The sequence below is a fragment of the Paenibacillus sp. OK076 genome (assembly GCF_900110055.1).
In the GTDB taxonomy this organism is placed as follows: Bacteria; Bacillota; Bacilli; order Paenibacillales; family Paenibacillaceae; genus Paenibacillus.
Genome location: NZ_FOCH01000001.1, coordinates 3,241,332 through 3,267,756 on the forward strand (window position 1 = coordinate 3,241,332; position 26,425 = coordinate 3,267,756).

The 26,425-nt window shown below is 44.8% G+C and carries 26 protein-coding genes; 5 read left to right on the forward strand and 21 right to left on the reverse strand.

Going from position 1 to position 26,425, the window contains the following annotated elements:
* Window positions 1-48 precede the first annotated feature (48 nt).
* From BMY78_RS14235 to BMY78_RS14280, 10 genes are all read right to left on the reverse strand, one after another.
* Window positions 49-1,062 (reverse strand): cytochrome d ubiquinol oxidase subunit II, encoded by a 1,014-nt coding sequence (locus tag BMY78_RS14235; protein WP_090899704.1) that lies wholly within the window; start codon window positions 1,060-1,062, stop codon window positions 49-51.
* Window positions 1,059-2,423, reverse strand: a complete 1,365-nt coding sequence (locus tag BMY78_RS14240; RefSeq protein ID WP_090899707.1) for a cytochrome ubiquinol oxidase subunit I — start codon at window positions 2,421-2,423, stop codon at window positions 1,059-1,061. Before BMY78_RS14240 ends, BMY78_RS14235 begins: the two co-directional genes overlap by 4 nt.
* A gap of 620 nt (window positions 2,424-3,043) precedes the next feature.
* Window positions 3,044-3,589, reverse strand: coding sequence for a TlpA family protein disulfide reductase (locus BMY78_RS14245; RefSeq protein ID WP_256222113.1), 546 nt, complete (start codon window positions 3,587-3,589; stop codon window positions 3,044-3,046).
* Window positions 3,590-3,621: 32 nt separating this feature from the next.
* On the reverse strand, window positions 3,622-4,335 hold the full coding sequence (gene ccmA / locus BMY78_RS14250; protein ID WP_090899713.1) for a heme ABC exporter ATP-binding protein CcmA: 714 nt from the start codon (window positions 4,333-4,335) through the stop codon (window positions 3,622-3,624).
* Window positions 4,328-5,149 (reverse strand): ABC transporter permease, encoded by an 822-nt coding sequence (locus BMY78_RS14255; RefSeq protein ID WP_090902449.1) that lies wholly within the window; start codon window positions 5,147-5,149, stop codon window positions 4,328-4,330. The genes ccmA and BMY78_RS14255 overlap by 8 nt, the downstream gene beginning before the upstream one ends.
* Before the next feature lie 25 nt (window positions 5,150-5,174).
* Window positions 5,175-5,744, reverse strand: coding sequence for a nitrous oxide reductase accessory protein NosL (locus BMY78_RS14260; RefSeq protein ID WP_090902452.1), 570 nt, complete (start codon window positions 5,742-5,744; stop codon window positions 5,175-5,177).
* A 2-nt stretch (window positions 5,745-5,746) separates the two neighbouring features.
* Complete coding sequence (locus BMY78_RS14265; RefSeq protein ID WP_256222114.1) at window positions 5,747-7,105, reverse strand: right-handed parallel beta-helix repeat-containing protein; 1,359 nt, start codon at window positions 7,103-7,105, stop codon at window positions 5,747-5,749.
* 189 nt (window positions 7,106-7,294) lie between these two features.
* A complete protein-coding gene (locus BMY78_RS14270; protein WP_090899722.1) occupies window positions 7,295-7,948 on the reverse strand; it encodes a response regulator in 654 nt (217 codons plus the stop codon).
* Window positions 7,945-8,790 (reverse strand): sensor histidine kinase, encoded by an 846-nt coding sequence (locus BMY78_RS14275; RefSeq protein WP_090899725.1) that lies wholly within the window; start codon window positions 8,788-8,790, stop codon window positions 7,945-7,947. The genes BMY78_RS14270 and BMY78_RS14275 overlap by 4 nt, the downstream gene beginning before the upstream one ends.
* 28 nt (window positions 8,791-8,818) lie before the next feature.
* Complete coding sequence (locus BMY78_RS14280; protein ID WP_090899728.1) at window positions 8,819-9,547, reverse strand: response regulator transcription factor; 729 nt, start codon at window positions 9,545-9,547, stop codon at window positions 8,819-8,821.
* Window positions 9,548-9,986: 439 nt separating this feature from the next.
* Between BMY78_RS14280 and nrdI the strand changes: the two genes are divergently transcribed.
* The 3 genes from nrdI to nrdF are packed head-to-tail and all read left to right on the forward strand — an operon-like array spanning window position 9,987 to window position 13,423.
* The gene (nrdI, locus tag BMY78_RS14285; RefSeq protein ID WP_090902455.1) at window positions 9,987-10,346 is read left to right on the forward strand and encodes a class Ib ribonucleoside-diphosphate reductase assembly flavoprotein NrdI; all 360 of its coding nucleotides are present in this window, start codon (window positions 9,987-9,989) and stop codon (window positions 10,344-10,346) included.
* Window positions 10,333-12,417 (forward strand): class 1b ribonucleoside-diphosphate reductase subunit alpha, encoded by a 2,085-nt coding sequence (nrdE, locus tag BMY78_RS14290; protein ID WP_090899731.1) that lies wholly within the window; start codon window positions 10,333-10,335, stop codon window positions 12,415-12,417. The genes nrdI and nrdE overlap by 14 nt, the downstream gene beginning before the upstream one ends.
* A gap of 43 nt (window positions 12,418-12,460) precedes the next feature.
* The gene (gene nrdF / locus BMY78_RS14295; RefSeq protein WP_090899734.1) at window positions 12,461-13,423 is read left to right on the forward strand and encodes a class 1b ribonucleoside-diphosphate reductase subunit beta; all 963 of its coding nucleotides are present in this window, start codon (window positions 12,461-12,463) and stop codon (window positions 13,421-13,423) included.
* Window positions 13,424-13,510: 87 nt separating this feature from the next.
* On the opposite strand, the gene BMY78_RS14300 is transcribed toward nrdF, so the two are convergent.
* The 8 genes from BMY78_RS14300 to BMY78_RS14335 form a co-directional block, all read right to left on the reverse strand.
* Window positions 13,511-14,554 carry a hypothetical protein gene (locus tag BMY78_RS14300; RefSeq protein WP_090899737.1) on the reverse strand — a complete coding sequence of 348 codons (1,044 nt, stop codon included), beginning with the start codon at window positions 14,552-14,554 and terminating at the stop codon, window positions 13,511-13,513.
* An 11-nt stretch (window positions 14,555-14,565) separates the two neighbouring features.
* Window positions 14,566-15,279, reverse strand: a complete 714-nt coding sequence (locus tag BMY78_RS14305; protein ID WP_256222115.1) for an ABC transporter permease — start codon at window positions 15,277-15,279, stop codon at window positions 14,566-14,568.
* Between the two features lie 102 nt (window positions 15,280-15,381).
* Window positions 15,382-16,191 (reverse strand): ABC transporter permease, encoded by an 810-nt coding sequence (locus BMY78_RS14310; protein WP_090899744.1) that lies wholly within the window; start codon window positions 16,189-16,191, stop codon window positions 15,382-15,384.
* Window positions 16,188-17,171: an ABC transporter ATP-binding protein gene (locus tag BMY78_RS14315; protein WP_090899747.1), complete on the reverse strand. Its 984-nt coding sequence runs from the start codon at window positions 17,169-17,171 to the stop codon at window positions 16,188-16,190. Before BMY78_RS14315 ends, BMY78_RS14310 begins: the two co-directional genes overlap by 4 nt.
* 59 nt (window positions 17,172-17,230) lie before the next feature.
* Window positions 17,231-18,406 (reverse strand): radical SAM protein, encoded by a 1,176-nt coding sequence (locus BMY78_RS14320; RefSeq protein ID WP_090899750.1) that lies wholly within the window; start codon window positions 18,404-18,406, stop codon window positions 17,231-17,233.
* Window positions 18,378-19,484, reverse strand: a complete 1,107-nt coding sequence (locus BMY78_RS14325) for a glycosyltransferase family protein (protein ID WP_090899752.1) — start codon at window positions 19,482-19,484, stop codon at window positions 18,378-18,380. The genes BMY78_RS14320 and BMY78_RS14325 overlap by 29 nt, the downstream gene beginning before the upstream one ends.
* A 22-nt stretch (window positions 19,485-19,506) precedes the next feature.
* The gene (locus BMY78_RS14330; RefSeq protein ID WP_256222116.1) at window positions 19,507-20,877 is read right to left on the reverse strand and encodes a hypothetical protein; all 1,371 of its coding nucleotides are present in this window, start codon (window positions 20,875-20,877) and stop codon (window positions 19,507-19,509) included.
* Between the two features lie 7 nt (window positions 20,878-20,884).
* The gene (locus BMY78_RS14335) at window positions 20,885-21,160 is read right to left on the reverse strand and encodes an acyl carrier protein (RefSeq protein WP_090899757.1); all 276 of its coding nucleotides are present in this window, start codon (window positions 21,158-21,160) and stop codon (window positions 20,885-20,887) included.
* A 349-nt stretch (window positions 21,161-21,509) separates the two neighbouring features.
* Between BMY78_RS14335 and BMY78_RS14340 the strand changes: the two genes are divergently transcribed.
* Window positions 21,510-22,388: an aminoglycoside phosphotransferase family protein gene (locus BMY78_RS14340; protein WP_090899759.1), complete on the forward strand. Its 879-nt coding sequence runs from the start codon at window positions 21,510-21,512 to the stop codon at window positions 22,386-22,388.
* A gap of 507 nt (window positions 22,389-22,895) precedes the next feature.
* On the opposite strand, the gene BMY78_RS14345 is transcribed toward BMY78_RS14340, so the two are convergent.
* Window positions 22,896-23,789, reverse strand: coding sequence for an aldo/keto reductase (locus BMY78_RS14345; protein ID WP_090899762.1), 894 nt, complete (start codon window positions 23,787-23,789; stop codon window positions 22,896-22,898).
* Between the two features lie 151 nt (window positions 23,790-23,940).
* Window positions 23,941-24,429, reverse strand: coding sequence for a GNAT family N-acetyltransferase (locus tag BMY78_RS14350; RefSeq protein ID WP_076289151.1), 489 nt, complete (start codon window positions 24,427-24,429; stop codon window positions 23,941-23,943).
* A gap of 159 nt (window positions 24,430-24,588) precedes the next feature.
* Between BMY78_RS14350 and xerS the strand changes: the two genes are divergently transcribed.
* Entirely contained in the window at window positions 24,589-25,695 is a 1,107-nt protein-coding gene (gene xerS, locus BMY78_RS14355) for a tyrosine recombinase XerS (RefSeq protein ID WP_090899765.1), read from the forward strand.
* Between the two features lie 184 nt (window positions 25,696-25,879).
* Here the strand turns inward: xerS and mobB are convergent, their stop codons facing one another.
* A complete protein-coding gene (gene mobB, locus BMY78_RS14360; protein WP_177185740.1) occupies window positions 25,880-26,425 on the reverse strand; it encodes a molybdopterin-guanine dinucleotide biosynthesis protein B in 546 nt (181 codons plus the stop codon).

Genomic DNA, 26,425 nt, shown 5'->3' on the forward strand with positions numbered 1-26,425 from the left:
TCTATGAACCTGTGAGATTACTCCCTTGCATCACATATTAAATTCAATTTATTTTTTTCCCTTTACATAGTCCGCATCAAACAGAAACAGTCTGAAAACCAGAATCAAGGAAGGAATCAACATACACATGCCACCGATAAAGACAACAACCAGTGCGAAGCCCATTGCTGGTGAGGTTACACTGTTTTGAATTGTAATGAACGGATCAAGGATATAAGGATATTGACCAATTCCGTAAGCGAAAAAGGCACAGAAAAATTGCAGCATGATGCATATAAACGCTAATCCGTAGCGGCGTCCGTTATAGATCAGCCACATCGCTATCATGAAGAAGGCAACGGAAAGTGCAAGCAGCCACCATAAATCCATCATATTTTGAAAATGTCGCTCATTGTGCTGTCCCAAATAAATAAATGCAGTCAGTGCGATGATAATCGTCGGTGTGCTCCAGAACAGGGCATAGGTCCGTACCAGCTTCAATGCAGCGTGATCCTCTGCCCGCGACGCATAGAAGGCCAGAAATGAGCTGCTAATGAATAATACAGACACAATCGCCAGTCCAACGATGCTCCAGGATAACGGATTGGTAAACAGCGTCCAGTAATCCAAAGAAACCATCGAATCCTGCTTCACGATAAAACCACCTTCAGACAGCGTTAGCGCCACTGATAGCGAAGCGGGAATAAGCAATCCCGAAGCTCCATATAGAAACAGATACACGATATTATTTTTGGAACCATAGTTCTCAAAGGCATAAAACGACCCACGAATGGCGAGCAAAATGACAGCAATACTGCCCGGTACGAGCAGCGCTGATCCGTAATAATAAGCCGTGTCGGGAAAGAATCCAACGATGCCAATGTAGAAAAAGACAAAAAATACATTCGTAATCTCCCATACCGGTGATAAATAACGAGAGATCAGACGATTAATCAGGTGATCCTGTTTCGTCAGGCGTGCATAAAAGGCAAAGAAACCCGCCCCGAAATCAATGGAGGCTACTATTAAATATCCATACAAGAACAGCCAGAGCACCGAGATGCCAATCAGTTCGTAACTCATGTACGCTCACCCTTTTCTGTAGACGGATTGCGCTTCTCCTTCATCCATTTCTCCATCTCGACTTCTGCCGGATTATTGTTGAACAAACGTCTTAGTACGAGAACACACATCACTCCCAGAACAATGTAAAGAAGCAGGAAGAAGAAAAAGATCATTCTGATGTTGGGTGATGAAGTAGCGGCTTCCTCTACACGCATATATCCCCGGATAATCCACGGCTGTCGTCCAAGTTCAGCATAGAACCAGCCCAGCTCAACCCCGAGAAAAGCCATCGGTGCGCCTAGCGCTATAATCCCAAGCAGCCACTTGTTCAGCTCATTGCGCTTTTTCCAGAACACAAACAGGAAATACAGAACCGAGATAACCAGCAGCGTAAATCCGATTCCCGCCATTAAATCAAACAGGTAGTGAACGAGCAGCGGCGGCCATTCGTCCTTCGGAAACTCCTCCAGTCCAGTTACTTCGGCATTAAAGTCACTAAAGGCCAGGAAGCTGAGCAGTTTCGGCAGGTGAAGAGCCCCTATAATTTCATGCTCCGCATTCAGCCATCCCAATAAAATCAAATCTGCGCCACTTTCCGTCTCAAAATGCCATTCTGCTGCTGCAAGTTTCTCCGGCTGATGCTCAGCCAGAAACTTGGCGGACACATCTCCCGCTAACGTGTTTAGTAAGCCGAATAGCAGAACCACCGCCATCATGAGATTCAAGGCTTTTTTGTGGTAGGCAGACGCCCCTTTTCTCAGCATTGCAAAGGCTGCAATTCCGGCCAACAGAGCAGCTCCTGTCAAATAGGCCGAGCTTAATACATGAAACATCTTGGAGAACGTCGCCGTATTCAGCATCGCCTGCACCGGGTTAACCGCTGTGAATTGGCCTGCTTCCATCACAAAGCCTCCAGGCTGGTTCATGAAGCCGTTCACCGTCGTAATAAACACAGCCGACATCCCTGCACCGGTGACAATGGGAATCGTCAGCAGCCAGTGGATGTATGGATTTTTGAATCGATCCCACGTATACAAATAAATGCCCAGGAAGATGGCTTCAAAAAAGAATGCGAATACTTCCATAAATAACGGAAGTGCAATGACATTGCCTGCCAGTTTCATAAAATTCGGCCACACCAGGGCCAGCTGCAGTGAAATCGCAGTACCGGTCACCACACCAACCGCCACAGAAATGACAAACCCTCTTGACCACCTCTTTGCCATCAGTGTGTAATGAGGATCCTTCTTGCGAATCCCCATGAACTCAGCAATTGCGATCATTAGGGGTATACCGACGCCAAGTGTCGCAAAAATAGCGTGGAAGCCCAGTGTCATACCTGTCACCAGCTTGCTCCACATCACCGTATCGATTGCCATACTTTACTGCCTCCTTTCAAACTCTGTTCGACTTTTGTACTGATTTGAATCTTTTACTTATTAGGTCAGTCAGCCCTCGGACTGCGTTCTATATCAGGTTGATAGAGGCCCCACTAGACTGATCAGAGTTTATCTACAAACCGTTCCTCCATCGTTGTATGTATAAAGAGAATTTTTTCACAAAGTAAAAGACGAAGGAGCTTTGCCGCAACTTCATTGTGTGCTGCTGCACTTAGTTACTGGACTAAGCATGCATAGGCAAGGCTTGTTTTACCTGATACTGAAGGGCCAAAGTACTTAACGGGACCTAATAGTTAAAATTATTATATCTTTGTGAATTAGCAATTCAATCACTGACACGCCTTCGTCCCTAAATGTTCAAGAAAGGATCAACACTTTCTGACAACTCGGTGAAAAGCGTAAAAAGCACCCAAAGGGGCTATTGATTCGTTAGGCACAACCGTGGTATCGCGATTTTCCATTCTACTATGCATGCAAGATGTTCGGAAAAATCGTTCACGTTTAACTGGATTCTTATTGCAGCTTACAAAAAAACAAAAGAAGCCGCTTCTATAGCGACTTCTCGACTTGTTTTGTTCATAAGCATAATCTTGCAAAGCTCAATTCTTTTGCTGTACGGTCTGCTCCAGCCATTGCTGCAAGGGAATATCTTTGGTCAGCTCACCGAGCAGAATGTGACTGAATATACCTTCCTGATCTATGATCATGGTCGCTGGCAACCCGGTGATGCGATATAGACCGGAGACCTTTCCGGTCACATCAATGATAACAGGGAAATCGAATTGCTGTTTCTCCATAAATTCACGAATGGTGCCCTTCGCTTCCCCCACGTTGACAAACAGGGTCTCTACATCGTTTTGATATGTCTGAGCGATCTGATTAATCATCGGCATTTCCCTCACACAGGGCGTGCACCATGAAGCCCAGAAGTTAATCATGACGACTTTGCCCCGATAATCCGAGAGCTTCACCTGTTCTCCTGCTGAGTTAACCGCAGTTAATTCGGGAGCAATTGCACCTGCTTCAATGGCACCGATCCTTTTGGACTCGGATGATGAAGTCCCCTGATAAATGGCCCACGCCGCGACCAGCACAGCAGCCATTCCAATCAGGATAGTAAGCAAACGTCTCATTTTCGCACTCATTTTTCCACTCTTTATTTCCAATCGATTCACCTTCATTTTAAGCCAAGACTATGATGAAAAGCAGCATGAAGCGACCCAAACTGCTCTCGAAACTCCTCAGTAGAGCCATCTCCCACATTACGTCCCTGATTCATAAAAACAATGTGATCTGCAACATCAGCTGCAATCTCAAGCTGGTGAGTGGAGAACACAACCATATGCCCCTCCTCCTTGATCTGTTTTATCAGATTTGCAAACTCCTGCATCCAGAAAGGGTCTAGTCCATTCGTCGGCTCATCCATGATCAGCAGCGGAGGCTTGGCCAATAGAGCCTGGGCAAACAACACACGCTGCCGCATACCTTTGGAAAAGGTCGTGACCCGTTTCTTTTTTTGATCGGCCAAGCCTACCATGGTTAGCATTTCCGTTACTCGCTCTTTGGGCACTTTCCTAAGCGCCGCCCAGAACTGAAGCACTTCCTCTGCCGTCAGACCCTGGTTGAAATGATAATCATCCGGCATATATCCGATCTGTTCCGAATATCGCTTTCGTTCTTTGGACCAGCGCATCTTGTTTACAATGATTTCACCCGAGGTAGGTTGAAGAATACCTGCGAGCATACGCAGAACGGTGCTTTTTCCGGCCCCATTTCCTCCGCATAAGGCAAGCACATGACCGGAAGAAACGCGAAAGGATATATCCTCAACAATCTGTTGTTTTTTTATGGATTTACACAGTCCAACAATCTCTGCTTCCACGTTATCCATGGGAACGCCCCCTTTCCCATATCCCGTATACTGCCACGATCGAACATGCAATCCACAGCAGGCATATCCCCATAAAAATCCAGCTCTCGCTCGATGGCTGTAACCAATCTACCCACTGATAATATTCAGGTCCCAGAATAGAGCCCCCGCCAAGTTTAATCACCACAAACAAACGTACCAGCTCAGCCGGATTGATGAAGGTTAGAACAGTGAGTAAAGGTTTTACCCACTGATAAGGCATGAGACCCAACACGGAGATTAGAAGCGTAGGCCATCCGATCACCGCAAAAAACCAAACGGATACGGATATCGTTAACGCTTGCCAGCGATTTTTGGATAACGAACCGATAAACAGTGCAATCGTCAAAAATAGCAGCACCAGTCCACAGGAGAATACCAGAAATAAAAGGTATGTCATGACATTTAAAGGGCTGTCCATCCATCCGCTGAGAATTCCCATCAGGCCATAACCAAATGTAACTATCGTTATTAATACAACGGACAGACCGAGATATTTGCCAACAATAAAAGACATCGTACCGATGGGGTAAGTGGACAACAGCTGCCAGCTACCCTCTTCTTTTTCAGAAGTCAACGAGAACGAGCCCAGAAAGAGGGTCATCAGCGGCAACAGATAAAGAATGAGATTTAACATGGAACCTGTCGTGCCAGAGTAGCCTGCTACAAAATTCTGAGAATTAATGATTAACAAACTCAGGCTAAACACGCAGAAAAGAATCAAAAATGAATATGACCAGGGGTTGCGAAAGCCCATTTTCATTTCTCGTCGAACGACTTGGAACATATCTCCCATCATGCATCACCATCTTCATTGGTCATTACTTGTGGCCTGATTCTTCCGTTGATTCACTTTCCCCATGCTTTTCTTCATGCATACCTTCACCCATTCCCTCTTCGGAATGCCCATGTTCACCCATCATATCCATCGTCTCGGTATTTTGTTTCCAGTCGTGAGAAGCGAGGTCTTCAGCGGTCATGATCGTTCCTACACCCTGCTCAGCTACAAAAGCTTCCGCGGAGGCTTTATCCTTGAAATTGAGGATGCCGTAAGCCATGGGTGTACGCAGTGAAGCATCATATACATAAGTGGCTTTGCTGTACTCAATCCATTCCTTGTCATTATAATCACGAACAAAATCCATCCCGATATTATCTGTTCCATTCTCTTCTTTCCACTGATGCATACAACCAATGTCATCAAATTTATAATTTTTACCGTCTTTTGTGGTAAGCTGCGTGGCATAGGCATCATCTTTCACCTGCATTTTGCAAATGGCACAGATATCCACGTCTTCATTAATAGGCAATGCCTCGTATTTTTTTCCGCAAGCTGTTAATAACAGCACCCCAAAGAGAAGCACCATCACTGTTTTCCAATGTGTTTTCATTCTCATTTTCGTAATACCCCCATTTTGATCATAATAAAAGTAGCTAGGCCCAGTAGAATGCATCCAATGATCCAAACCCCAGTTGTCTCTTTGACTGCTTTTGTACCTGTCTTCGTCGTCTTTGATTGCGCTTCCATACTCATTAACGGCGATCTGTCGCTTGTCCACTCTGCCTTGCCTTCCGTAAACAAGCTGCTCATAAAGATCATGCCTGGAGATTGAAAGAAAAGTTGATAGGCCGAATTTCGGTTGACCACTTGCTCATAAAATGGATTAATCCCATAAGACAGTTCACTAATTCCATCATTGTTCAGGTCAAGACCCTGAAAGGAATCCCAATAATTTTCCTTCATCTCATTGTTCCGGCTGTCCATCGCTGAAGCTTCAATCACATTCGAAACAAATTGGTTTCTGGTAAACTGATTATCCTCCGCAAGAACGAGCTGAATTCCGATGAAATTCCGGAGCACCGCATTGCCGCGAATTTCATTTCCTGAGGATTCAGCAATGTTCATGCCAACACGATTACCTTCCACGACATTGTTATGAACCGAAGATTGCTGTACGTCATACAACAAAATCCCTTGTGAATGCACATTTTCGTTCTGTTTGCGAAAGGAATTTCCCGATACAACCGTATTCTTGACACCCATGACCATGGCTCCGGTACTGTTGTTCTCCCCTACATTGTCCATAACAGAAGAACCATCAATATACATACAATGAATGCCATACCTGGTATGTAACAGCGTATTAGCCTTAACCGTAAGATTGCGACTATTCTCCAGGTAGATCCCGTCCCGCATACCCGTAATTTGGTTGTCTTCGATGTGGGTACGATGGGAATTGTAGAGATCAATGCCATTCCCCTTTTGACCACTGGAAGCAGACTCCGGTCCAGCCCATGAAATGGTATTGCCTTGTATGAGCCCGTCGACGGAACCCCGCAGCACGATTCCAAAACTTTGACTCTGAATATCCAGACCCGTGATCTCTACACGATCTCCTTCAACCAGAATCGCAGCAGTGGGTTCGTTCGTTAAATGTTGAACCGTGAACCCCTGCAAAGTCACTCCATCTGAACGAATGGTAATCGTGGATTCAGCTTCCATATTCAATACCGTTACCGATGAATCTCCTCGAATGGATATATTCTTGTCTATACTTACGGGACCAGAATAAATACCCGGCTCAAGCACAAGCACTTCTCCAGGTTTAGAACCATCAATGATTGGCTGGAGTGGAATAGCGTCTTTGGTATCAGAAGCAGCGTTCGCAGAGTCAAGTGAGTAAGATAACGGGATCGCCAGTATACCCACAAGCAGCAACAAGCCCAGGACAATCCGTCCGTTTAACATCATAACCTCCTTCATGAAGCACACTGCTCATAGTGTACATAAAAACAAATTTTTACCATATAGCTCAATCTGGCTATAGAGCTGGACGTTTTGTGTCCAATTTGTGAGGTCATGGTGGTGAAAAGCAGAGAAAGTGACATCCACTTATACATAGAAACCGAAAGAACGCTCCGATCTAGTAAAAAAAGCTTACTACAGACGATTGTGGTCTGTAATAAGCCCTTGCTCCAATGCGTAACGTGTCAGTTGAACACGATTTTGAACCTGCAGCTTTTGCAAAATGTTTTTCAAATGATTCTTGACCGTATATTCTGAAATCGTATAATTCACAGCGATTTCTTTGTTCGTCCAACCTGCAGCCACGCCATACAGAATATCCTTTTCCCTTGTCGTTAGTGGAACGTCAGGTTCTTTTTTCTCCGTGAGTGAGACATCCTTCAGGATTTGGTAAGCCACCTCGCGGCTCAATGGAGCTTCTTCTGTAACAATGGAATGAAGATATGCCAGCCACATGGACGGTTCCAGATTTTTGAGCAAGTAACCCTGAGCTCCCCGCTTCAACGCTTCCAGGAGGTGGAGTACATCATCCGAGACGGTAATCATGACAATTTTCACATAAGGAAAGGCTAATTTGATCCGCTGTGTTGCTTCGAGACCGTTCATAATGGGCATCTGAATGTCCATGAGGATTAAGTCGGGAAGCCATTGTTCTGTATAGTCAATCGCCTGTTGACCGTCCGATACGACGCCAATCACTTCGAAGCCGGGATCCATGGATAAAATTTCACATATGGCTTCTCTCGCATGAGCGTGGTCGTCTACAACAAGTACGCGAGTATGGCTCATAACATCTCACCATCCTTTGAAAATTCGACAACAGTAAGCTGCTGCTCCCTTCGGAATTGCATGTTAAAGTTCAGTTCATTCATCCGCTCTCTCATAATTTTCAGTCCATATCGATCCTTTCGTTCAAAGGGGTTCATCTCAAATCCTTTTCCATTATCTCGAATCGTGATATTCCAGCAATTCTTGTACCCGTTTCCCTGAATCCATCCTTGGGAAGCTGATGCATGCTTTTGAATATTAAAGAGGGCTTCCCGAATACAAGCGAGCAGTTCTACTTTCTCTTTGTCCGTAAATGTATCATCCGGGATGTTCCAATCCAGTTCGATTCGGACGGGGATATCTTTGACAATTCTTCGAACTTGACCAAGTAGTGTGATCGATTCGTTCATAGTGAAGGTGTTGTCAACGTTAGGATCATAACGTAAATCGGCAATGGCCTGGCGTACATAACGATTGACTTCATGAACTGTTTTTTTAATCGAATACACATCGTCCAGCTGTTGATCCTGCTTGGCTTGTTCCTCCAAACGCCCTACTTTCACCGATAATAAAAAAAGGGATTGGGCGATTCCATCATGAAGTTCCTTGGCCATCTTTTCCCGAGATTCAAATGCGGCTTTGGCTTCACGCTCATGCTCCAGCTCTTTTTGAATTCGTTCCAGGATAAGAAACAACCGAGTTAACAACGTTATACTCACTACATACACAATGACAGGTGTTAGCCAGTTGCCCAAATCCATTGATATATAAGGGAGTAGAAACCGATGTCGTACATATTCCCAGAGAGCAACGGTTAAGGTGGGAATCAGCAAGATCATCCACTTGATTTGTTTATAAGACATGTTCCCCTCCTGAACTTCAAGATAAGCATCAGTGAGGCAGACGAAGAATATAACCGAACCCCCACAGGGTTTGAATCAGATCTTCCCGATTCGGCACATGTTCGGAGAGTTTGTCCCGCAACCGTTTTACATGGGTATCTACGGTTCGATAATCCAGATCTTCCTCATGCTCCACTTTCCAAACAATTCTCAGCAAATCCTGCCTGGAGAATGCGATTTCCGCGTGTGTCGCCAGATGATAAAGCAAATCAAATTCTTTGGGAGTCATATGAATCTCCTCGTCTTCTACTGTGACTCTTCGGGAAGTAGGATTGATTAAAATAGAGGAGATCAACACCTCGCTTGCTGAATGGTCTTTTGACGCAGGTTTGATTAATCCGTTATAACGAGCCATCATGGTTTTGATGCGAAGCACAACTTCCCTCGGACTGAACGGTTTCATAACAAAGTCATCCGCCCCGGCTTTGAAAGCTTCAAGCCGATTTCCCTCTTCTGACTTGGCTGTCAGAAACATGACGGGTATGCTTAAGTTGGTCCGTAGATATTGGCATATTTCAATCCCCTTAATGTCGGGGAGAATCCAATCCAGAATGATCATGGCATACGAGTCATGATGAAGCTTGCTTAAGGCTTGCCAGCCCAGCGAAGCCTCCTCAACGATAAATTGTTCTTTCTCCAAATACTTTCGAAGAAGTCCACGGACCCGTTTATCATCATCTACAATCAATATTCTATTTTGCTGCAGGATCCCGCTCATGTCTTACCTCCAAATCTTTGCGATATTAGATCATTTTCTTAGTTTCTCTTCATAAAGCCTCAAGCCAGTGAGTGAACTTGATGTAATCAGCATACCTTCAACGTACTCAAAAGGCATGACTCCATAGAGCCATGCCTTTTGATAATCTATCTCTGAATTGTAGACAATGTATGAACGATGAAGTTCAGGTTGATTTCTTTCCGCTGACGGCTGTCAATCATAATTCTCTCATGCACCAAATATCGTGCATTCGAATATGGATATCTACTAAGCCACAAATTTTTTAAGCCTAGTAATAGAGCCCATTCATGAGGTTTTTTCACAAAGTCGATACCGATATGCAATTGACAAAGCTATATATTGATATAAAATTAAAAATATAATCTATATATAGTGTTTGTTTCTGATCACCGTTCATTTGTCAAGGAGGATAATGATCGTGCTAATTGTGTATGATTCTATAACCGGGAATGTTAAGAGGTTTATTTCCAAGCTTCAACTGCCAGCAGTACAGATTCAAAATCAAATGAAGATTGATGAACCGTACGTACTTGTGACATATACAACAGGTTTTGGACAGATACCTGATAAGGTGTCTTCTTTTTTACAAAAAAACTCTGAATACCTGATTGGCGTGGCCGCCAGCGGTAACCGTAACTGGGGTGAGCGTTTTGCCAAAAGTGCAGATTTGATCTCTGCATCTTATAACGTCCCGGTTATTAGTAAATTTGAATTATCGGGTTCCAAGAAAGACGTGGAGTATTTTAAACAGGAGGTGAGCCGCATTGCGTCATATTGAATTAAATAACATGCTGCTAAAGCGCGACTCTGATGGCTTCTTCCAGTTACATAAGGATAAAGAGGCTGTAGAGGAGTTTATGAAAGAAATTAAAGATAAAAGTATGGCATTTAACAACATTGATGATCAGGTCAAATTCATGATTGATCATGATTATTACGAGGATTTCTATGCTTCCTATACAGCTGACGAAGTTAGAACCGTATTTGAAATTACGCGTGGCTATCAGTATACCTTTCCTTCCTATATGGCAGCGTCCAAATTCTATACTGATTATGCGTTGAGAACATATGACCGCAAAACATACCTTGAGCAATATGCAGATCGGATAGCCGCCGCTGCACTTCATCTGGGTCGTGGACACTTTGATACGGCTTGTTTGCTGTCCCGTTCGATGATGGAGCAGCGTCTTCAACCGGCAACCCCCACTTTCCTGAATGCGGGAAAAAGTCGGCGCGGTGAACTGGTTTCTTGCTTCCTGCTTGAAATGGATGATTCACTGAACTCCATAAACTATGTCCTAAACACGTGTATGCAGTTATCCAAAATCGGTGGTGGCATTGCTGTCAATCTGTCGAAGTTGCGTGCTCGTGGTGAAGTCATTAAAGGAGTTGAAGGTGCTGCTAAAGGCATCACGCCTGTTCTCAAGCTGATGGAAGACGGCTTCTCCTACGCCGATCAGATGGGTCAACGTAAAGGTTCTGGTGCAGCATACTATAATATTTTCGGTTGGGACGTTATGGAACTGCTGGATAGCAAAAAAATCAATGCGGATGAGAAAATCCGGCTGAAAACTCTCTCTATCGGACTTATTGTTCCTAATCGTTTCTATAAGCTGGCTCAAGATAATGAGCCTCTGTATCTCTTCGCACCTTATAGTGTTTATAAGGCGTATGGAACACATTTGGATGATATGGATCTGGACGTAATGTATGATACCTTGCTGGCTGACGACCGGGTGAAGAAGAAAAAATCGCTCAGCGCACGGGATATGCTGACCAAAATAGCGATGACTCAACTTGAATCCGGCTATCCCTACATCATTAATAAAACCAATGCCAATCAAGCACATGCCTTGAAAAACGTAGGACAAGTCAAAATGTCCAACCTCTGCACAGAGATCTTCCAGCTCCAGGAGACTTCTGAAATTACAGACTATGGTCAACCGGATATTATCCGCAAAGATATCAGCTGCAACCTGGCCTCCCTCAATATTGTTAATGTTATGGAGAGTGGCAAGATCAAGGAATCCGTGCATGAGGGCATGATTGCACTGACCTCCGTCAGCGACATGACGCATGTTGCCAATGCTCCCGGTGTGGCAAAAGCCAATTCCGAGATGCATTCCGTTGGCTTGGGAGCCATGAACCTGCACGGTTACTTAGCCAAAAACAGGATTGCTTATGAAAGCTCGGAGGCCAAGGATTTTGTACGTACCTTCTTTATGACCATGAATTATCATTCTCTGGAGAAAAGTATGGAGTTTGCAGTTCAAACGGGTCAACGGTTCTATGGATTTGAGCAGTCGGATTATGCGACTGGCGTATATTTTGATCGTTATGTGACTACGGATTACCGTCCCACCACATCGAAAGTACAAGAATTGTTTACCGGCATTGCTGTTCCGTCTCCCGAGGATTGGAACCAGCTTAAGTCTAAAGTGATGAAAAATGGTCTCTACCATGCCTATCGCATGGCTATTGCTCCAACGGCCAGCATCTCTTATATCCAAAACGCAACATCCAGTGTCATGCCGATCGTAGAACAGATTGAGACACGGACCTATGCCAATTCAACCACGTATTATCCAATGCCCTATTTGCAAAAGGATAACGTCTTCTATTACAAATCAGCGTATCAAATGGATCAATTCAAGGTGATTGATTTGATTGCGGAGATTCAGCCGCATGTGGACCAAGGCATCTCAACCATTCTGCATGTAAACAGTGATGTAACCACGCGAGAGTTGGCTCGCTGCTATCTGTATGCTGCTCATAAAGGGTTGAAATCTTTGTATTACACAAGAACCAACAAGCTGACGATGGAAGAATGCATTGCTTGTTCAATATAAACAAATTTCCCTTTAGGGTATTACGATTGGAGTTTGATATACCATGCCGGCAATTCAAGCTGTGAACTGGAATCGGGCGGATGATGATTTCACCCTGATGTTCTGGAATCAGAATATTATGCAATTTTGGACCGATGACGAGATTCCTTTATCCGATGATAAAATGACCTGGGGCATGCTCAGTGATGTAGAAAAAGACGCTTATATGAAAGTTTTGGGAGGCTTAACCCTTCTGGATACGATCCAGGGCGGTGTAGGTATGCCGCAGATTATGGAGCATGTCGATGGACTGCAACGCAAAGCCGTACTTAGTTTTATGGCGATGATGGAACAAATTCATGCGAAATCATACAGCAGTATTTTCACCACATTGGCATCAACCGAAGAAATTGACAGTGTATTTAAATGGGTGGAAGAAAATCCATATCTGCAAACCAAAGCGACGGTTATACGTCAGTATTACATGAACATTGAAACTTCAAAAGATCTGTATATGGCAATGGCTGCCTCTGTTCTTTTGGAAAGTTATTTGTTTTACAGCGGATTTTTCTATCCACTCTATTTGGCCGGACAAGGCAAACTCACGTGCAGTGGTGAGATCATTGATCTGATTCTGCGGGATGAAAGTATTCACGGAGTATATGTGGGCGTGCTGGCCCAGGAAATATACGCGAGCTTTGATGAAACGCAGCGAAACGATGTGTATCAAGGTTTGGTTGATCTAGTACAGCTTCTTCATCAAAATGAGTTGAAATATACGGAGGAATTATATACCCCTGTTCATTTGACCGAAGAAGTCGAAGCATTCCTTCGTTATAACGCTAACAAAGCGATGATGAACCTCGGGTTTGAGCCATTATTTGAAGACGAGGAAGTCAACCCGATTGTATTAAATGGAATCAGTACACATACCAAACAGCATGACTTTTTCTCTAAAAAAGGCAACGGGTATATTCGTACTCTGAATGTAGAACCTCTGACGGATGATGATTTCAAATTTGAATAAGTGATAAAGAATTATAATAGGGCTAACGTATAACCTATGAATATCAATAAAGAAGGCTGTTCCTCCCAGAGGAATGGCCTTCTTTATTTACTTTTCCAGCCATGAAATCAGTCTTTGCAGCAGAACCGGCTCTTCCTTGCGGAATTGTTCCAACCGGAGTTTTATCTTCGCAAACACGGCCTTGTCTTCACGAATTTCATGACGGATGTATTGATCCCTTAGCTTCATTGCCCTCGTTGTTATATCCTGATAACCGTTCACAAGTTCTTCGTCGTAAGGGATCATCCCCTCCTCGATCAAGTAGGCAATCCGTTCACTCATCATTTTTTTGTGCTCCCAGAGCACATGAAGATGCCTCACATCGTTACGGTCACCGAGACGAGGATCGTTGCTCTCTACCGCATCATAGTACATTTGCAAATAGTCGTAGACGTTAATTCCAAAAGCCTGTTCGTCGTCAGGATTGTAATTAATACGATTCAGATGAGTCTCTCCGTTCAGGTAATCTTGCAGTTGGTCGAGCGCTACGATTCTATCGAAAGGATAAGGAGAATGCGGCTCATATTTGTAAAAATAAGTGTGATGATCCGCGGTGAGTCCCTCTCTGAGCAGATGTCTCATGGAATGGATAGCATCCAGGAACTCCGTGAACGGAATCTGTACATTGCTGTAAACTCCCGTATGGTCGAACATGGAAGCATCAAAAATGCGTTTGTCCCAATCGAAACCGTACAGAAAAAGATGATGCGGAAACGGTTCCTGCTGATAGGCCGCCGCTGGTGGCAGCTTCGCTTCGTCCAAAAACACGACACAATAATAGCCGCTGCGAATCTGATCTGCGAAAAATTGAGGCCAGGCGTCCAGCGCCAAATGCTCCAGAATTGTGTAATTCACAGAGCATGTGAGTAGAAATGGATTATTGAAATTCAGTTCGTTGGGTTGGCCCCGAAAAAAATCGATATAAAACTGTCTGCCATCCTCCAGAAAGGTTTTCTTGCAGGACAACTGAATGAAATTGCTGTAATACCAAGGTATCGTTTCCTCATGTGCACTGGTAATCGAAAGTGTGTAAGCCCACCGCAGAAATCCTTTAAGCGGCGGATTTAACACGGGCAGCTGAACAGCATTCATTTTTCTCCCCCTTAACTGCTTGCACTGCTATATCCCTTCACAGCCTGTTTCCAGAGCAATCGTATAACTGTAAAGAGTATCAGCGAAGCGACCAGCGCCAGTCCTGTATAGAGCCAGCTGAGCTGTCCTAGCAGGAACATCGGCCCGAAGTTGGTAATCAGGAACAGCGGAATGACAAAGGTACCGATCCGCCGGACCCAAGTTGGGTATATCGCCATTGGAAAATTGTTGGCGTCCCAAGCGGAATGAGCGATCTCCGATGCAGAGCCCGTCTGAACGAACCGAAATGACAGCAATGCAGGGATAATCATTAGACAGTATGTGATGATAACGGAGACGAATAACAGCAGCATAAACCCGACTAGCTGGAGAAACGTCAGGGGGATGTCCATCGCATGCCAGCCAATGCCAATCATGACGAAACCAACTAAAATATCGGGGATTGGCAGCGCCAGATCGACATAACGCAAAGAAGCCATAAATTGAAGAGAAACCGGCTTCGTTAGCATTAGATCAAGCGAGCCGTCCTTAATATATTCCGGAATTTTCGTAAAATTGGTAAAAAACAGCCCGACATACATGCCTGTCACCACGGTGTGCATGCCTATAAATAGAAGCAGCCCTTCCGGTGGTATGCCATCGACGTGAAGATCGGTACGGAACACAACGAGTACATATAACAGTTTGGCGAGCAGGTAGACGGATTCCACGAGCAGGCTCATCATGAAATTGCCTCGAAACTCCATCTGGGCAATGAGACAATTTTTAATGAACATGCCATACAAATGTGCGTATTTTCTCATGGCTCTAAACATATGGGATCTACGCTACCCCCCAACCGCTGAATATTTCTTCATGGATATGCGCCACGTTAGACGGGATAGCCAGAAGAACAGGAGTATCCAGCCGAACTGGATGAGCAATCCTTGATACATCGCCGCCACCTCCGTTTTGCCGCTGAGCACATTGACTGGAAAATAAATGGTATATGGAAACGGCGTGTACTGAAGTGCCTCCACGATCGAATCCCCGAAAATCTCTAATGGGAACATACCTCCGCTCAGAATATTCACAAGCAGACTCGTAATAACGAAAAAATAAGAGATTTCATTTAGATAAAAAGCACTTGCACAGATACAGTAGGAGATCAAGAAATTGAGCAAAAGCGCCCCCGACAACGTAACGACGAACAAGATCAGCCGTATGACCTGGAACTCAAGCACACCACCCGCAGATGAGATCCAGATAATCCCGACAAGAAGCACCGCTGTAACACCGTAATAGATCGCCTTCTGTCCGAAAAAGGATACCAGCCGATATCCGAAGTAGCTGACCGGTTTGATCAAATACTTATTGAGACCGCCGTTCTTGATATCATCGACAATCTGGTGCTCGAACTGGGTAGCGATCAGCTTGGAGACCAAACCCGCCAAGATCGTATACAAAATGATCTGATGATATGAATACGAGAATAATGCCGTTTCCCCGGAGTGCTGGTACACCGCTGTCCATATAAAATACTGAACAAGAATCGGAAACGCGGAGCCGAGAAGACCGAGAAAGAAGTGAAATCGGTATTCCATCGATTGCTGCACACCCATCGAAAATACAGCCGTATACAATCTGCGTCCACTCATCCGACGGATTCCTTTTGGTAGAGCATGGAGATACTCTCCTCGATCGGCACGTCCTCAATCGTCCAGTCAACAATCGGAAACGAATCGAGCATAGCACGTGACACTTCTTTTAGTCGGTGCTTGGGCAGCTCCAGAACAACACTGTAGTCGTCTGCGCTGATTATTTTTCCGAATTTGGCCAGCCGCTGCTCGGCAACCGGCTCCGAGAACTGCAGCTTTACAATTTTGTGCTCGCCAAACAGATCGTTAATCTTATGAAGATCTCCGTCATACAGAAGAGTTCCTTCATTAATGATAATTGTTCGCTTGCACAGGTCCTCCACGTCCTTCATGTAGTGGCTCGTTAGCAGGATCGTGGCGCCAAACTGCTCATTATAGTATTTCAGAAATTCCCGCACCCTCTTCTGAGAGGGGAAATCCAGGCCGATCGTCGGCTCGTCGAGATACAGCAGCTTCGGTCGGTGGATCAGAGCAGCGATTAGCTCCATTTTCATACGTTCACCCAAGGACAGTCTGCGAACCTGTACATCCAGCAGATCTTGCACATCAAGCATCTCTGACAGTTCGGCAAGAATTCGACGATAGACATCATCCTCGACGTCATATATACATTTGTTCAAATAAATCGAATCGCTGGCGGGAAGGTCCCACCAAAGTTGATTTTTCTGACCCATTACAATGGAGAACAGCCGTTTGAACTCGTTCTTTCGCTCCCAAGGCACATATCCCAGTACGTCGGCTTCTCCGCTTGTCGGATATAGAATGCCCGACAACATTTTGAGCGTTGTGGTTTTACCTGCTCCGTTCGGTCCCAGAAATCCAACGCACTCTCCGGGGCCGATATCAAAGGAAACGGATTTAACCGCTTCCTTCACAAGTGATTTGCGAGCAAACAGGTTTTTCAGTGAATGTTTGAGTCCTGCTTCTTTCCGGTAATATACGAACGATTTGTGCAGTTCTCGTACACGGATAAAGTCCATCCCCGCTCCTCCTGAATGATTGCATGTTTTTCCATATTGGCGGCTTAAAGTTAAAGCGATTAAACTCCGTTGTTATACAAAAGCACGCATTTGGAGCAAATCGGTGTCAGGCCGCAGGCCAGAACCTCGCGTTGTTTTCGCAGATCCTCACCGTGGAAAATATCGGTCACACTTTCTTCATATAAATTACCGACACTGAATTCCGGAAAAAATTTGCATGGATTGACCTTACCGTCTGGCATCACGTCCATCCGATTGGAGATCGAAAAACACTTGGTCCGATTCATGGCCGGCTTTTCGCTACCCCGAATAAAATCTTCTACCTCTTCGGGCTCCAGCGCAGGCTGATAGCGGATACGTACATTCCACACTCGTGAATTAACTCGTTTAAATTCCTCGATTAATGTGTCGTAACGATCCGGTGAGATGTGAAACGTGAAAGAGTGCCAGCTGTTCTTGTGGTCGCTCGCAAAGCGGGAGGCCAGGTGCGGAAAGTGCGCATCAAAGTAGGTGTCCATTTTTTCCGCCGTATCGGAAGGGATGTACCATGGAAAGCAGAAGTACACGGAATCAACACCCAACTCTTCAAAGAATTCCATCAAGCTATACAACTGATCAACCATCTGGTCATTTACGGTCAGAGCTACGGACACTTTGCCTTTGTACAAGCCCTGCTTTTGCAGATCCAACAGCAGCTGTATGGCGTGAATCACTTTTTTGAACGTGCCTTTGCCCCGAATCGCGTCATTCTCCTTCTCGAATCCTTCCAGGCTGACCAGCATGACTAAATTCTTAGACATTTTCAAAATGGAATCCAGCTTTTGTTCAATGAGAATTGCGTTTGTACAAATGGTTGTATGCCGGTCTTCCTTAGCCAGCAGTTCTGCCAGTTCATCGAACTTGGAGTAGAATAGCGGTTCTCCGCCCCACAGGAACACACGTGATTTGCGTTCTCTCGTTTCGGCGAGCAGTTTCTCCACGACGGGAATCTCGATTTCGTCTCTTTTCACTTCACTGGCAAAGCCGTGATGGAAGCCATCTGGATTCCATTCAAAGCAATGTTTGCAGCGAAGGTTACAGCCGTTATTAAGCTTGATTCCGATCTCATAAGGCACGGGTGCGGCATATGTCGGGTCCTCCCGGCGTTTCCTTCCCGTTTCGGCGAGCGGAACGAGGGTTCTTTTCATATTTTGGAATGTCAGCTTATCAAACGTAACTGCTGTTTTCGGCTGCATGCGTTTTCCTCCCCAAATGATTGATTTTTGATCGCTGCTCCAGCAAACGTCCGTACATTTCTTCGAGATGTTGTTCCGAGTAATCCAGGGCTTTCCATTCCGCGAATCGAATACCGAAACCACAGGATTCCCAATAGTTTGAATTCTGAAGCTCATGGTCGCCAAACGGCTCTAACATGACAAAAGGTATTCCGCAGGACAACGAATCGTTAAGCGTCGCTCCTCCTGGCTTGCTGATAATGGCAGCACAATTGCGCATCAGATGCGTGTAAGCAGAGTAATCACGGAGCGGAATTGCCCGAAGAATCCCATCTTCACGTACATATTGGTTCATTGGCGGAAACGAATGCCGCCCTTGGGCATCCCGACTCCACGGGTTCCATGAAGCCTCAGTTCCGAAGTAACGTGTGCTACCATCGTCTTCCTCGACCTCGGAAGGATCATAGACGATCACATCCAGCAAGTAATTACATTGACGAAGCTCTGCAATCGTTGACGCGTACGTTCCTATGCCCCAGCCGCCGCCATGGACCAGAATGCGTCCGTCTCGCTGTGCATAAGGCAGGACTTCCTTTTCATTGGAGGCAATATAATAATCTGGATACAACCTTGAAGGCTCGTAAAGCCAGACATTATCGTAGTCCGGATACAAGGACCTGTGTACTTTAAACGAGGGCGTATCGCACACATCCAAACGAATCAGTTGAATATCCAGAGACGAAGGTGCAATGGCTTTGTACCTCTCCAGGACCGGGAGCCAAAAACCGGTAAACACAGCAAAATGAGATACCCCATCACGTATCCATCCATCCAACAGCAACTGGACTTCCGCTTCGTTCAGGGAAGAGTCTACAGGCTTGGCCAGTTTATGCCCCATAAGGGCAACAGAGAAATCGGCATGAAATGCTTTTTTGGTGGAATTAATCTTGCCTCTGATTCCTTCATGATACAGGTTCTCCAGAACGTAAACGTCCGTTCGAACACCTCTATCTTGCAGGTAAGTGTTCAGATGCATAGCCGGAATGTATGCACCAAGCGAATTGCCCGACGCAAGCAGGGTAACCGAAGATGAATTCATGCGCAGCCTCCGCATTCCAGAATTAGTTGTACACTTTAATAGACAAGTCAGCGAGTACCTGTCTCAGACTTACGATCAGTTCATTGCGATGTTCGTCATCACGGCCCACCACCGAGATATACAATCGTCCCTTCGGCATACCACGATGACTCTGGATTCCCTCGGCTATACGCCGTGAGGTCAGAATATCATTCACCATTACGGTGTTAGATGAAATAGGCATAATTCCGTACTCACCTTGCCCTTTGAATAGAAGACCGGATACATGCAAGGCGTCGAGCAACTTTCCGAACGTGAAGCCTTCAGGTAGACCGAGAGAGAGGAAGGTAAGAAGGCCGCTATGGCCGTACGTTTTCCAGCCTTTATCGAGATAAGCATTAATAAGACCCATGGACTTGCGGGCGTTAATCTCAACAATGGGTACGATATCGCCATCCTCCAGAATCATGGAGTCGAAGCACACGAAGCCATGGTATCCATCCTCGAATAATACCCGAAGTGCCTTTTCCATCGTATCAAAATAACCCGCGCTCTCCAGCAGAAGAAGCAAAGTCTCATCTGCTCTAATAGAACCGCCGTAATTCTGCTGCTGATTTATCATTCGCTGAACGGAAATGAAATCTCTCTCCCCGCTCTTACGAATGAACCAGTGTGAGCTGAAATCAATCTCTTTTCTCAGCAGTGGTTCCAGCAGGAATTGCGAGCGCAATCCTCTTCTCTCCTGCTTGTCCAGATGCTCTGCTATCCTTCGCTGCATGGCTTCATTTTCAATGAGCATATTGCCCTTGCCGGAAACACCGAATGGATCTTTCAGCAAATACGCCCCTCGCTTCAGCAGCGTATTTCCGACAGCCTGCACTTCTACTACACTGTTCACTTCCGTGCCATAACACTTCTCTCCGATTCTGTTCACCAGTCGGTTAGAGTAGAATTTGGAATTTACACGTTTAACCGTCTCAAGGTCGGGCAAAGAACCCAACGATCCTTCGGCACGCAGGTACTCCTCCGTATCAGCCGTAATGGCATAAGGAGAGAGCTGTTTTTCGTTGTGGGTCAAGATCTCTTCACGCTGTTGATTGTCTGAAGCAAGACTGAACATGCACTGCTTGAAAATGTCCGGTTCGGGCAGGGTCCTCTTCTCATCGTTCAAATCAAAGTGATAACGGCTGCGAAAGGAAAAACCTAACCCGTTTAGATATTCGTACAGCTTTTGATCGATTTTGCAGCGGGTGTAGAGGATATCGTCTGGCCCGCAAAATGGAAACAACAGCTCGTCCATACATAAGACAATGGATTCCCTGTCCTTGTCAGGCATAGCAGGTAACTTGGCTAAGTCCGGATCCCTCCATCGCGTTTCAGGGTCAAACGTGCCCATAACAATTCTTGGAATCACCGCGGCCTCAATTCTGGACATCTTCGTACAATAATTGCTCTTGCGACTGGCAGCTTTTCAGAAAGGTTATAAATGTGTCGATCGACTGAAGATGTTCATAATCGAATTCGTCATAGTCAATAATTACGTTCAATTGATCCTCGACTTTGAGCATAAACTGGATCATTTGCAGAGAATCGAGACCAATATCGTTATTCAGATCCGTTGCTGGGGACAGGGATTGGCGTAGTTCCGGTTGGTCTTCTTTGATAGCGCACAAAATATCTACGATTTTATCGTACATGACTACACTCCTTTAAAGTGATCATTGTGTGAGGGTACAACCGAAATTATTACGCTTACATACCATTCAAATCAAACCTGAGCTTGGTGTTGATTTCTCCTCCCTCTTCCAAAGTTACAATTATTATCTTTATAATGACATTTTATGTCAAGGGATAAAAACCTGTGATTTCGCCCTCACCAACAAGGCTTCTAGCCACTAAAAAACCGCTATTTTAGCGGCCTCACAGGGTCGAACTTCCTCATTTTGTTTTGGACGATTTTCTCCCTTTGATAAGATCAAGACAAATTGTTAAAATTTATGTACTAGCGTTTAAAGCCACCCATTTAATAGAAAATGAGGCGAGAACATGATTGAAATTACGAATGAACTGGTTCGTCAATTAGTCGATAGTCAATTTCCGAAGTGGAAGGGTTTAACGATAACACCTGTAGAAAAAAGCGGGCACGATAACCGCACCTATCGATTGGGAGACGAAATGACGATTCGTTTACCGAGTCACGAACGTTACGCCTCTGCTGTAGAAAAAGAACTGAAGTGGCTTCCAGTTTTCCAACCTCAACTGTCCTTGCCCATTCCAGCTCCCATTGCCAAAGGTGAGCCCTCGGACGAATATCCCCTTCCCTGGTCAATCAACCAATGGATCGCAGGCGAGACCGTCTCGCATACTAACGTACTCGATCTCAGCGTATTTGCCGAAGACCTCGCTACATTTCTAAGGGAACTCCAAGCCATTGATGCTAGTTACGGTATACCCGCAGGCATTCAAAATTTTCATCGCGGCGGAAACTTATCGGTCTACGATACAGATACAAGGACCGTCATTGAAAAGGTATCCGGCCAATACGATTCAAAGCTCATCACTGAAATATGGGAGCTTGCGCTGGCAACGAATTATCAGGCGTCCCCGTTATGGCTCCATGGTGATGTTGCAGTAGGCAATCTGCTCGTGCAAGATGGACGACTATGCGGAGTCATTGATTTTGGAACTATGGGCGTGGGCGATCCTTCAAGTGATCTTGTAATGGCATGGAACTTTTTTGATGATGTAAGTCGTAATATATTCTTAAACTGCATGAATGTTGACCAAGATACGGTTGATCGTGCCCGTGGTTGGGCTTTGTGGAAAGCACTCATCTCCTACGATTGGAATGAACAAGGATCGGAAACCTCGAATTGGGGAAAGCGTGTCATAGATGTCATTATTCGTGACTATACATCGCTCTAAGCATATGACCCTACCAAATCCCTACGCGGGGCGCACAGCCCCGCATAGGGATTTCTTTCTGCTTATCCGTAGATTGGTTTTACATTTTATTTCGGCCATCTCATTTAACCTCTAAATCTTGCACTATTAATTCCAAATCAGTGTTGACATGAAGCCGAGGATAAGGCAGTTCGTTATAACGAGTTGGTGGGATGGTGTAGTAGGGATGCAGGTATGAACTGGGGAGCGTAAATTAATCTTACTATTGTGAATTTTTCATATATTGAAATAATAATATAGTGTGCGAAGGCAAGCTGCCGTGAGTTAACATTTGTAGCTATACGTTTAAATTCTCCCTTAATTCTTGGGTAAAAATCTGGCGGAAGCACCCCCTCCCTGTGGACATAGCAAGTACGCTTTTGTTATTGTGAATTTTTCATATAGTGAAAATATAAGGTTGTTGCCAATAAAAAAAGCCGCCTTTAAGGCGACTTTGTAATTATCATGCTATTTTTATAGCTGATAGAATCAAGTTCGTCCAATCCAGTCAGCTCCCGCTATTTCTTTCCAACGTTCTCTAATCTCGTCATATAACTCCTTACTCAGAGCTCCTTTGGCGACGAGATCTGCATTTTGCTGCCAACGGTTAGGTTTAGCTGTACCCACAATTGCCGTGTCTACCCCTTCTGTACTGAGCGTAAAACGTAAAGCCGTTTCAACGGCTGTTTGTGCATCTTCACCCAGAAAACCATAACCAAGTTCAGTTAAGCGTTTCCAGTATACATAGGGATACGCTTCTTCTGAAAGCGAGTCATACGTCCATGCCGCATTGGCAATGGGACGTTTGGCGATAACACCCATATTTCTCTTTCTTGCCTCAGGCAACGTCAGTTCGATAGCTTCCTGATCTGCAATGTTCAGCGAGGTTTCCAAGCTGTCGAACACACCTGTCTGAATGGCATAAAGGGCATCCGTTGTATCGCCGCTATATCCAATAAACCTTGTTTTCCCAGCTTCCTTGGCTCGCTGCAGCACTTCTATAACCGCTCCTTGCCGAAGTACTTCTTCAGAGCAACTATGAAGGTGGATGACATCCACGTATTCCGTTTTTAGTCTTCTAAGGCTACGGTCAATCGTTTGCTCTAGTACTTTGGCGTCCCAATCCGGGCCATCGATCCCGGCGGCATGTCCACATTTGGTAAACAAATAATAATCATCTCTGCGATGTGATAGCACATCTCCAATTAACTCTTCACTATCCCCATAACATTCAGCCGTGTCAATGACGTTTAACCCTGCATCCAACGCACTGTTTAGCAATATTTCTACATCTGCTTTGGATACGTCCTTTCCGATCTCCGCTCCACCAAACCCAAGTGTACTTACTTTCATGCCAGTGTTTCCGTAATTACGCAGTTCCATGGATCATTTCCTCCAAGCCTTGTGAATTTGGTTACAGATAATGAAAGTTCATATAGTACAAAATAGTTTTCGGTATGTATTACCCTTATGTTGGGTATTACACCCACTTGTTGTCCTACTTTATTTCCTCCAACTCGGTACATCCGTTAAATCAGGTTACGAAGAACTGACTCGGGTTCCCCAGTTCAGGATGAAATTTCTCACGAAAGCGGCCTCCCGTGTATTCTCCAATGATTTTTCGCCAGAATGCCTGAGCAATGACATTGTTCCGCACCTGGGTTACTTTCCACCTTCCAGGAAAACGTTCAAACAGCTCATAAGCGGCCCGGGTACCCACTCCACTACGCCGGTATTTCTGCATTACAAAAAACTCGGTCAAGTAGTAGTCATTATCTTTGCTGCCAGGTTCACAACGCTCTACTAATGCAAACCCTGCTGGTGCCTCATCACTTGTAATCAAAAAAGGAAACTTGCGGTCTTCCTCTGACCAAAAAGCGTCCAATCCGGGATACTCCGGGAAAATACCGTTACTATCCACATCAATATTCAAATATTTAGTAAAATCATACAGATAAAATTGCATTAAGTGCCGAATCACCTGACTGCGTTCCCGGGGAACCAGCTCTATTTTTATATTCATCCGGTTCACCTCCTCTGCTCTACTTATAACTCATACTTTAAAGCTTTACACCGCCAAGGGCAAGGAAGCATGAATTGGATTATTCCGGTTCCGTGATCAGGCTGTGACGATCTAAATATGGTAAACTAGGATATAGCATATTTTAGAAATTATTTTAACATGGGGGTGCCGAACTTGACCAATGTGCAAAAAGAGATCGACCGACGCAAGCTGGATGACAAACTGCCTTCCATGCCGTGGTTCGTTCAGCAATTCATTGACTATAAATTACCCGACTTATCTCCTTCTACGCTGCTTGAATATTTAAGGGATTACGAAGCTTTCTTTGGCTGGTTGCGTGCGGAAGGATTATCCGAGGCAAGCTCCAATAAGGAAGTTACATTGACTGAGCTGGAAGTCCTTCGAATGGAATCAGTAACATCTTATCGATTATTTCTGGCCACCAAGCGTGAAGGAGCCAACTCCAGAATCACGGTATCCCGCAAGCTTTCTTCCCTTCGTTCGCTCTTTCATTATTTGAGTCAGATTGCAGAAGATGAAGATTTCTACCCCCTGCTGAAACGAAACATTATGGCGAAGATTGAGATCAAACGCACCCATAAACCCAAAGATACAGCAGCCAAACTAAAGGGTAAACTTCTGGAGGAAGAAGAGTTACTGGAATTTATCGGATACATCCTTGAAGGATATGCCGTAGATATGGAAAAGAACAAACAGGCAATTTACTCACATGAGCTAAACAAAGAACGAGATGCCTGTATCGCCAGTCTCATTCTGAATTCGGGTTTGCGTGTATCTGAAGTGGTGAACCTGAACGTGGATGATCTGGATCTCAACAATAAGCTGCTGTATGTATATCGCAAAGGTAATAATGATGAGACTTTTAAGACGCCCGTGTATTTTAGAGAACAAGCCAAGGATGAACTCGCAACTTATATCAATCTGCGCCAATCACGTTACCGTACACCCAAACGGGAAAAAGGGCTGTTTATCGCTCTTCGCAATGGAGATTCAGAAGGAAGTCGGATGACCAAACGGGCCATACAGGCTATGATCATGAAGTACGCCAAACAATTCGGCAAGCCGTATCTGACTGTTCATAAATTGCGCCATTCTTTTGCCACAGACTATTATTTGCAAAATGATATCTATAAAACGAAGGAACAGCTTGGACACGCTTCTACGGAAACAACCGAAATTTACGCGCACCTCACGGATAAAACGATGTCTGAAGCCATTGAACGTCGCACAGATGATGGGATGTAGCCTATTTATGCTGCTCAGCATGCCGATTCATTAGATCCATTACATGGTAACTTAAAAAAGCGATTCTTTCAGGAAAATGTCCTGCAAGGATCGCTTTTTCCATTTTAATTCATTCACAAAATTAATGAAAACATACTCTTTTCCTTACATTTCATGCCATTCAGTTTACATAATAATTATTTCGTCATAATCTTCTTTTCTCTTCATGACATTCAAGCGAAACCAGCCATCTTGCTATATCCTCTGCCTCATGAACAGAATGCCAAACGAGATCCCCACTTTTCTCCACACATTCCCTCTTGTCATCCGTCAGCCATGAAACAATCCCGACTGCATCCTGTAACGTCTCCATTAGAGAGAGATCTTTCTCTTCACGGACCATGACCAATTTGGGGTAAGGAGCTTGTTTGTATCCCTCAATTAGAATCCAGTCATACCTTGACAGATAGTTTATCATGTCTTCCAACGACGTTGCTTGTCTTTCAATGAGTGCGGTACGTTTCTCTGACAAAACAACGACTGCATCAGCCCCTGCCTGAGCAAAGCTGTAGGAATCGGTTCCTTCGTGATCCATCTCAAAATGATCATGTCCATCATGTTTAATTACAGCCACTTTTCGTCCAGCAAAGGTAAGGGACCTGGTAAGCGCAGCAATTAAAGTGCTTTTGCCTGTGTTTTTATATCCAACAATCTGCATGATATGTGGTGAAGTGATGCTTGTTTCAGCCAT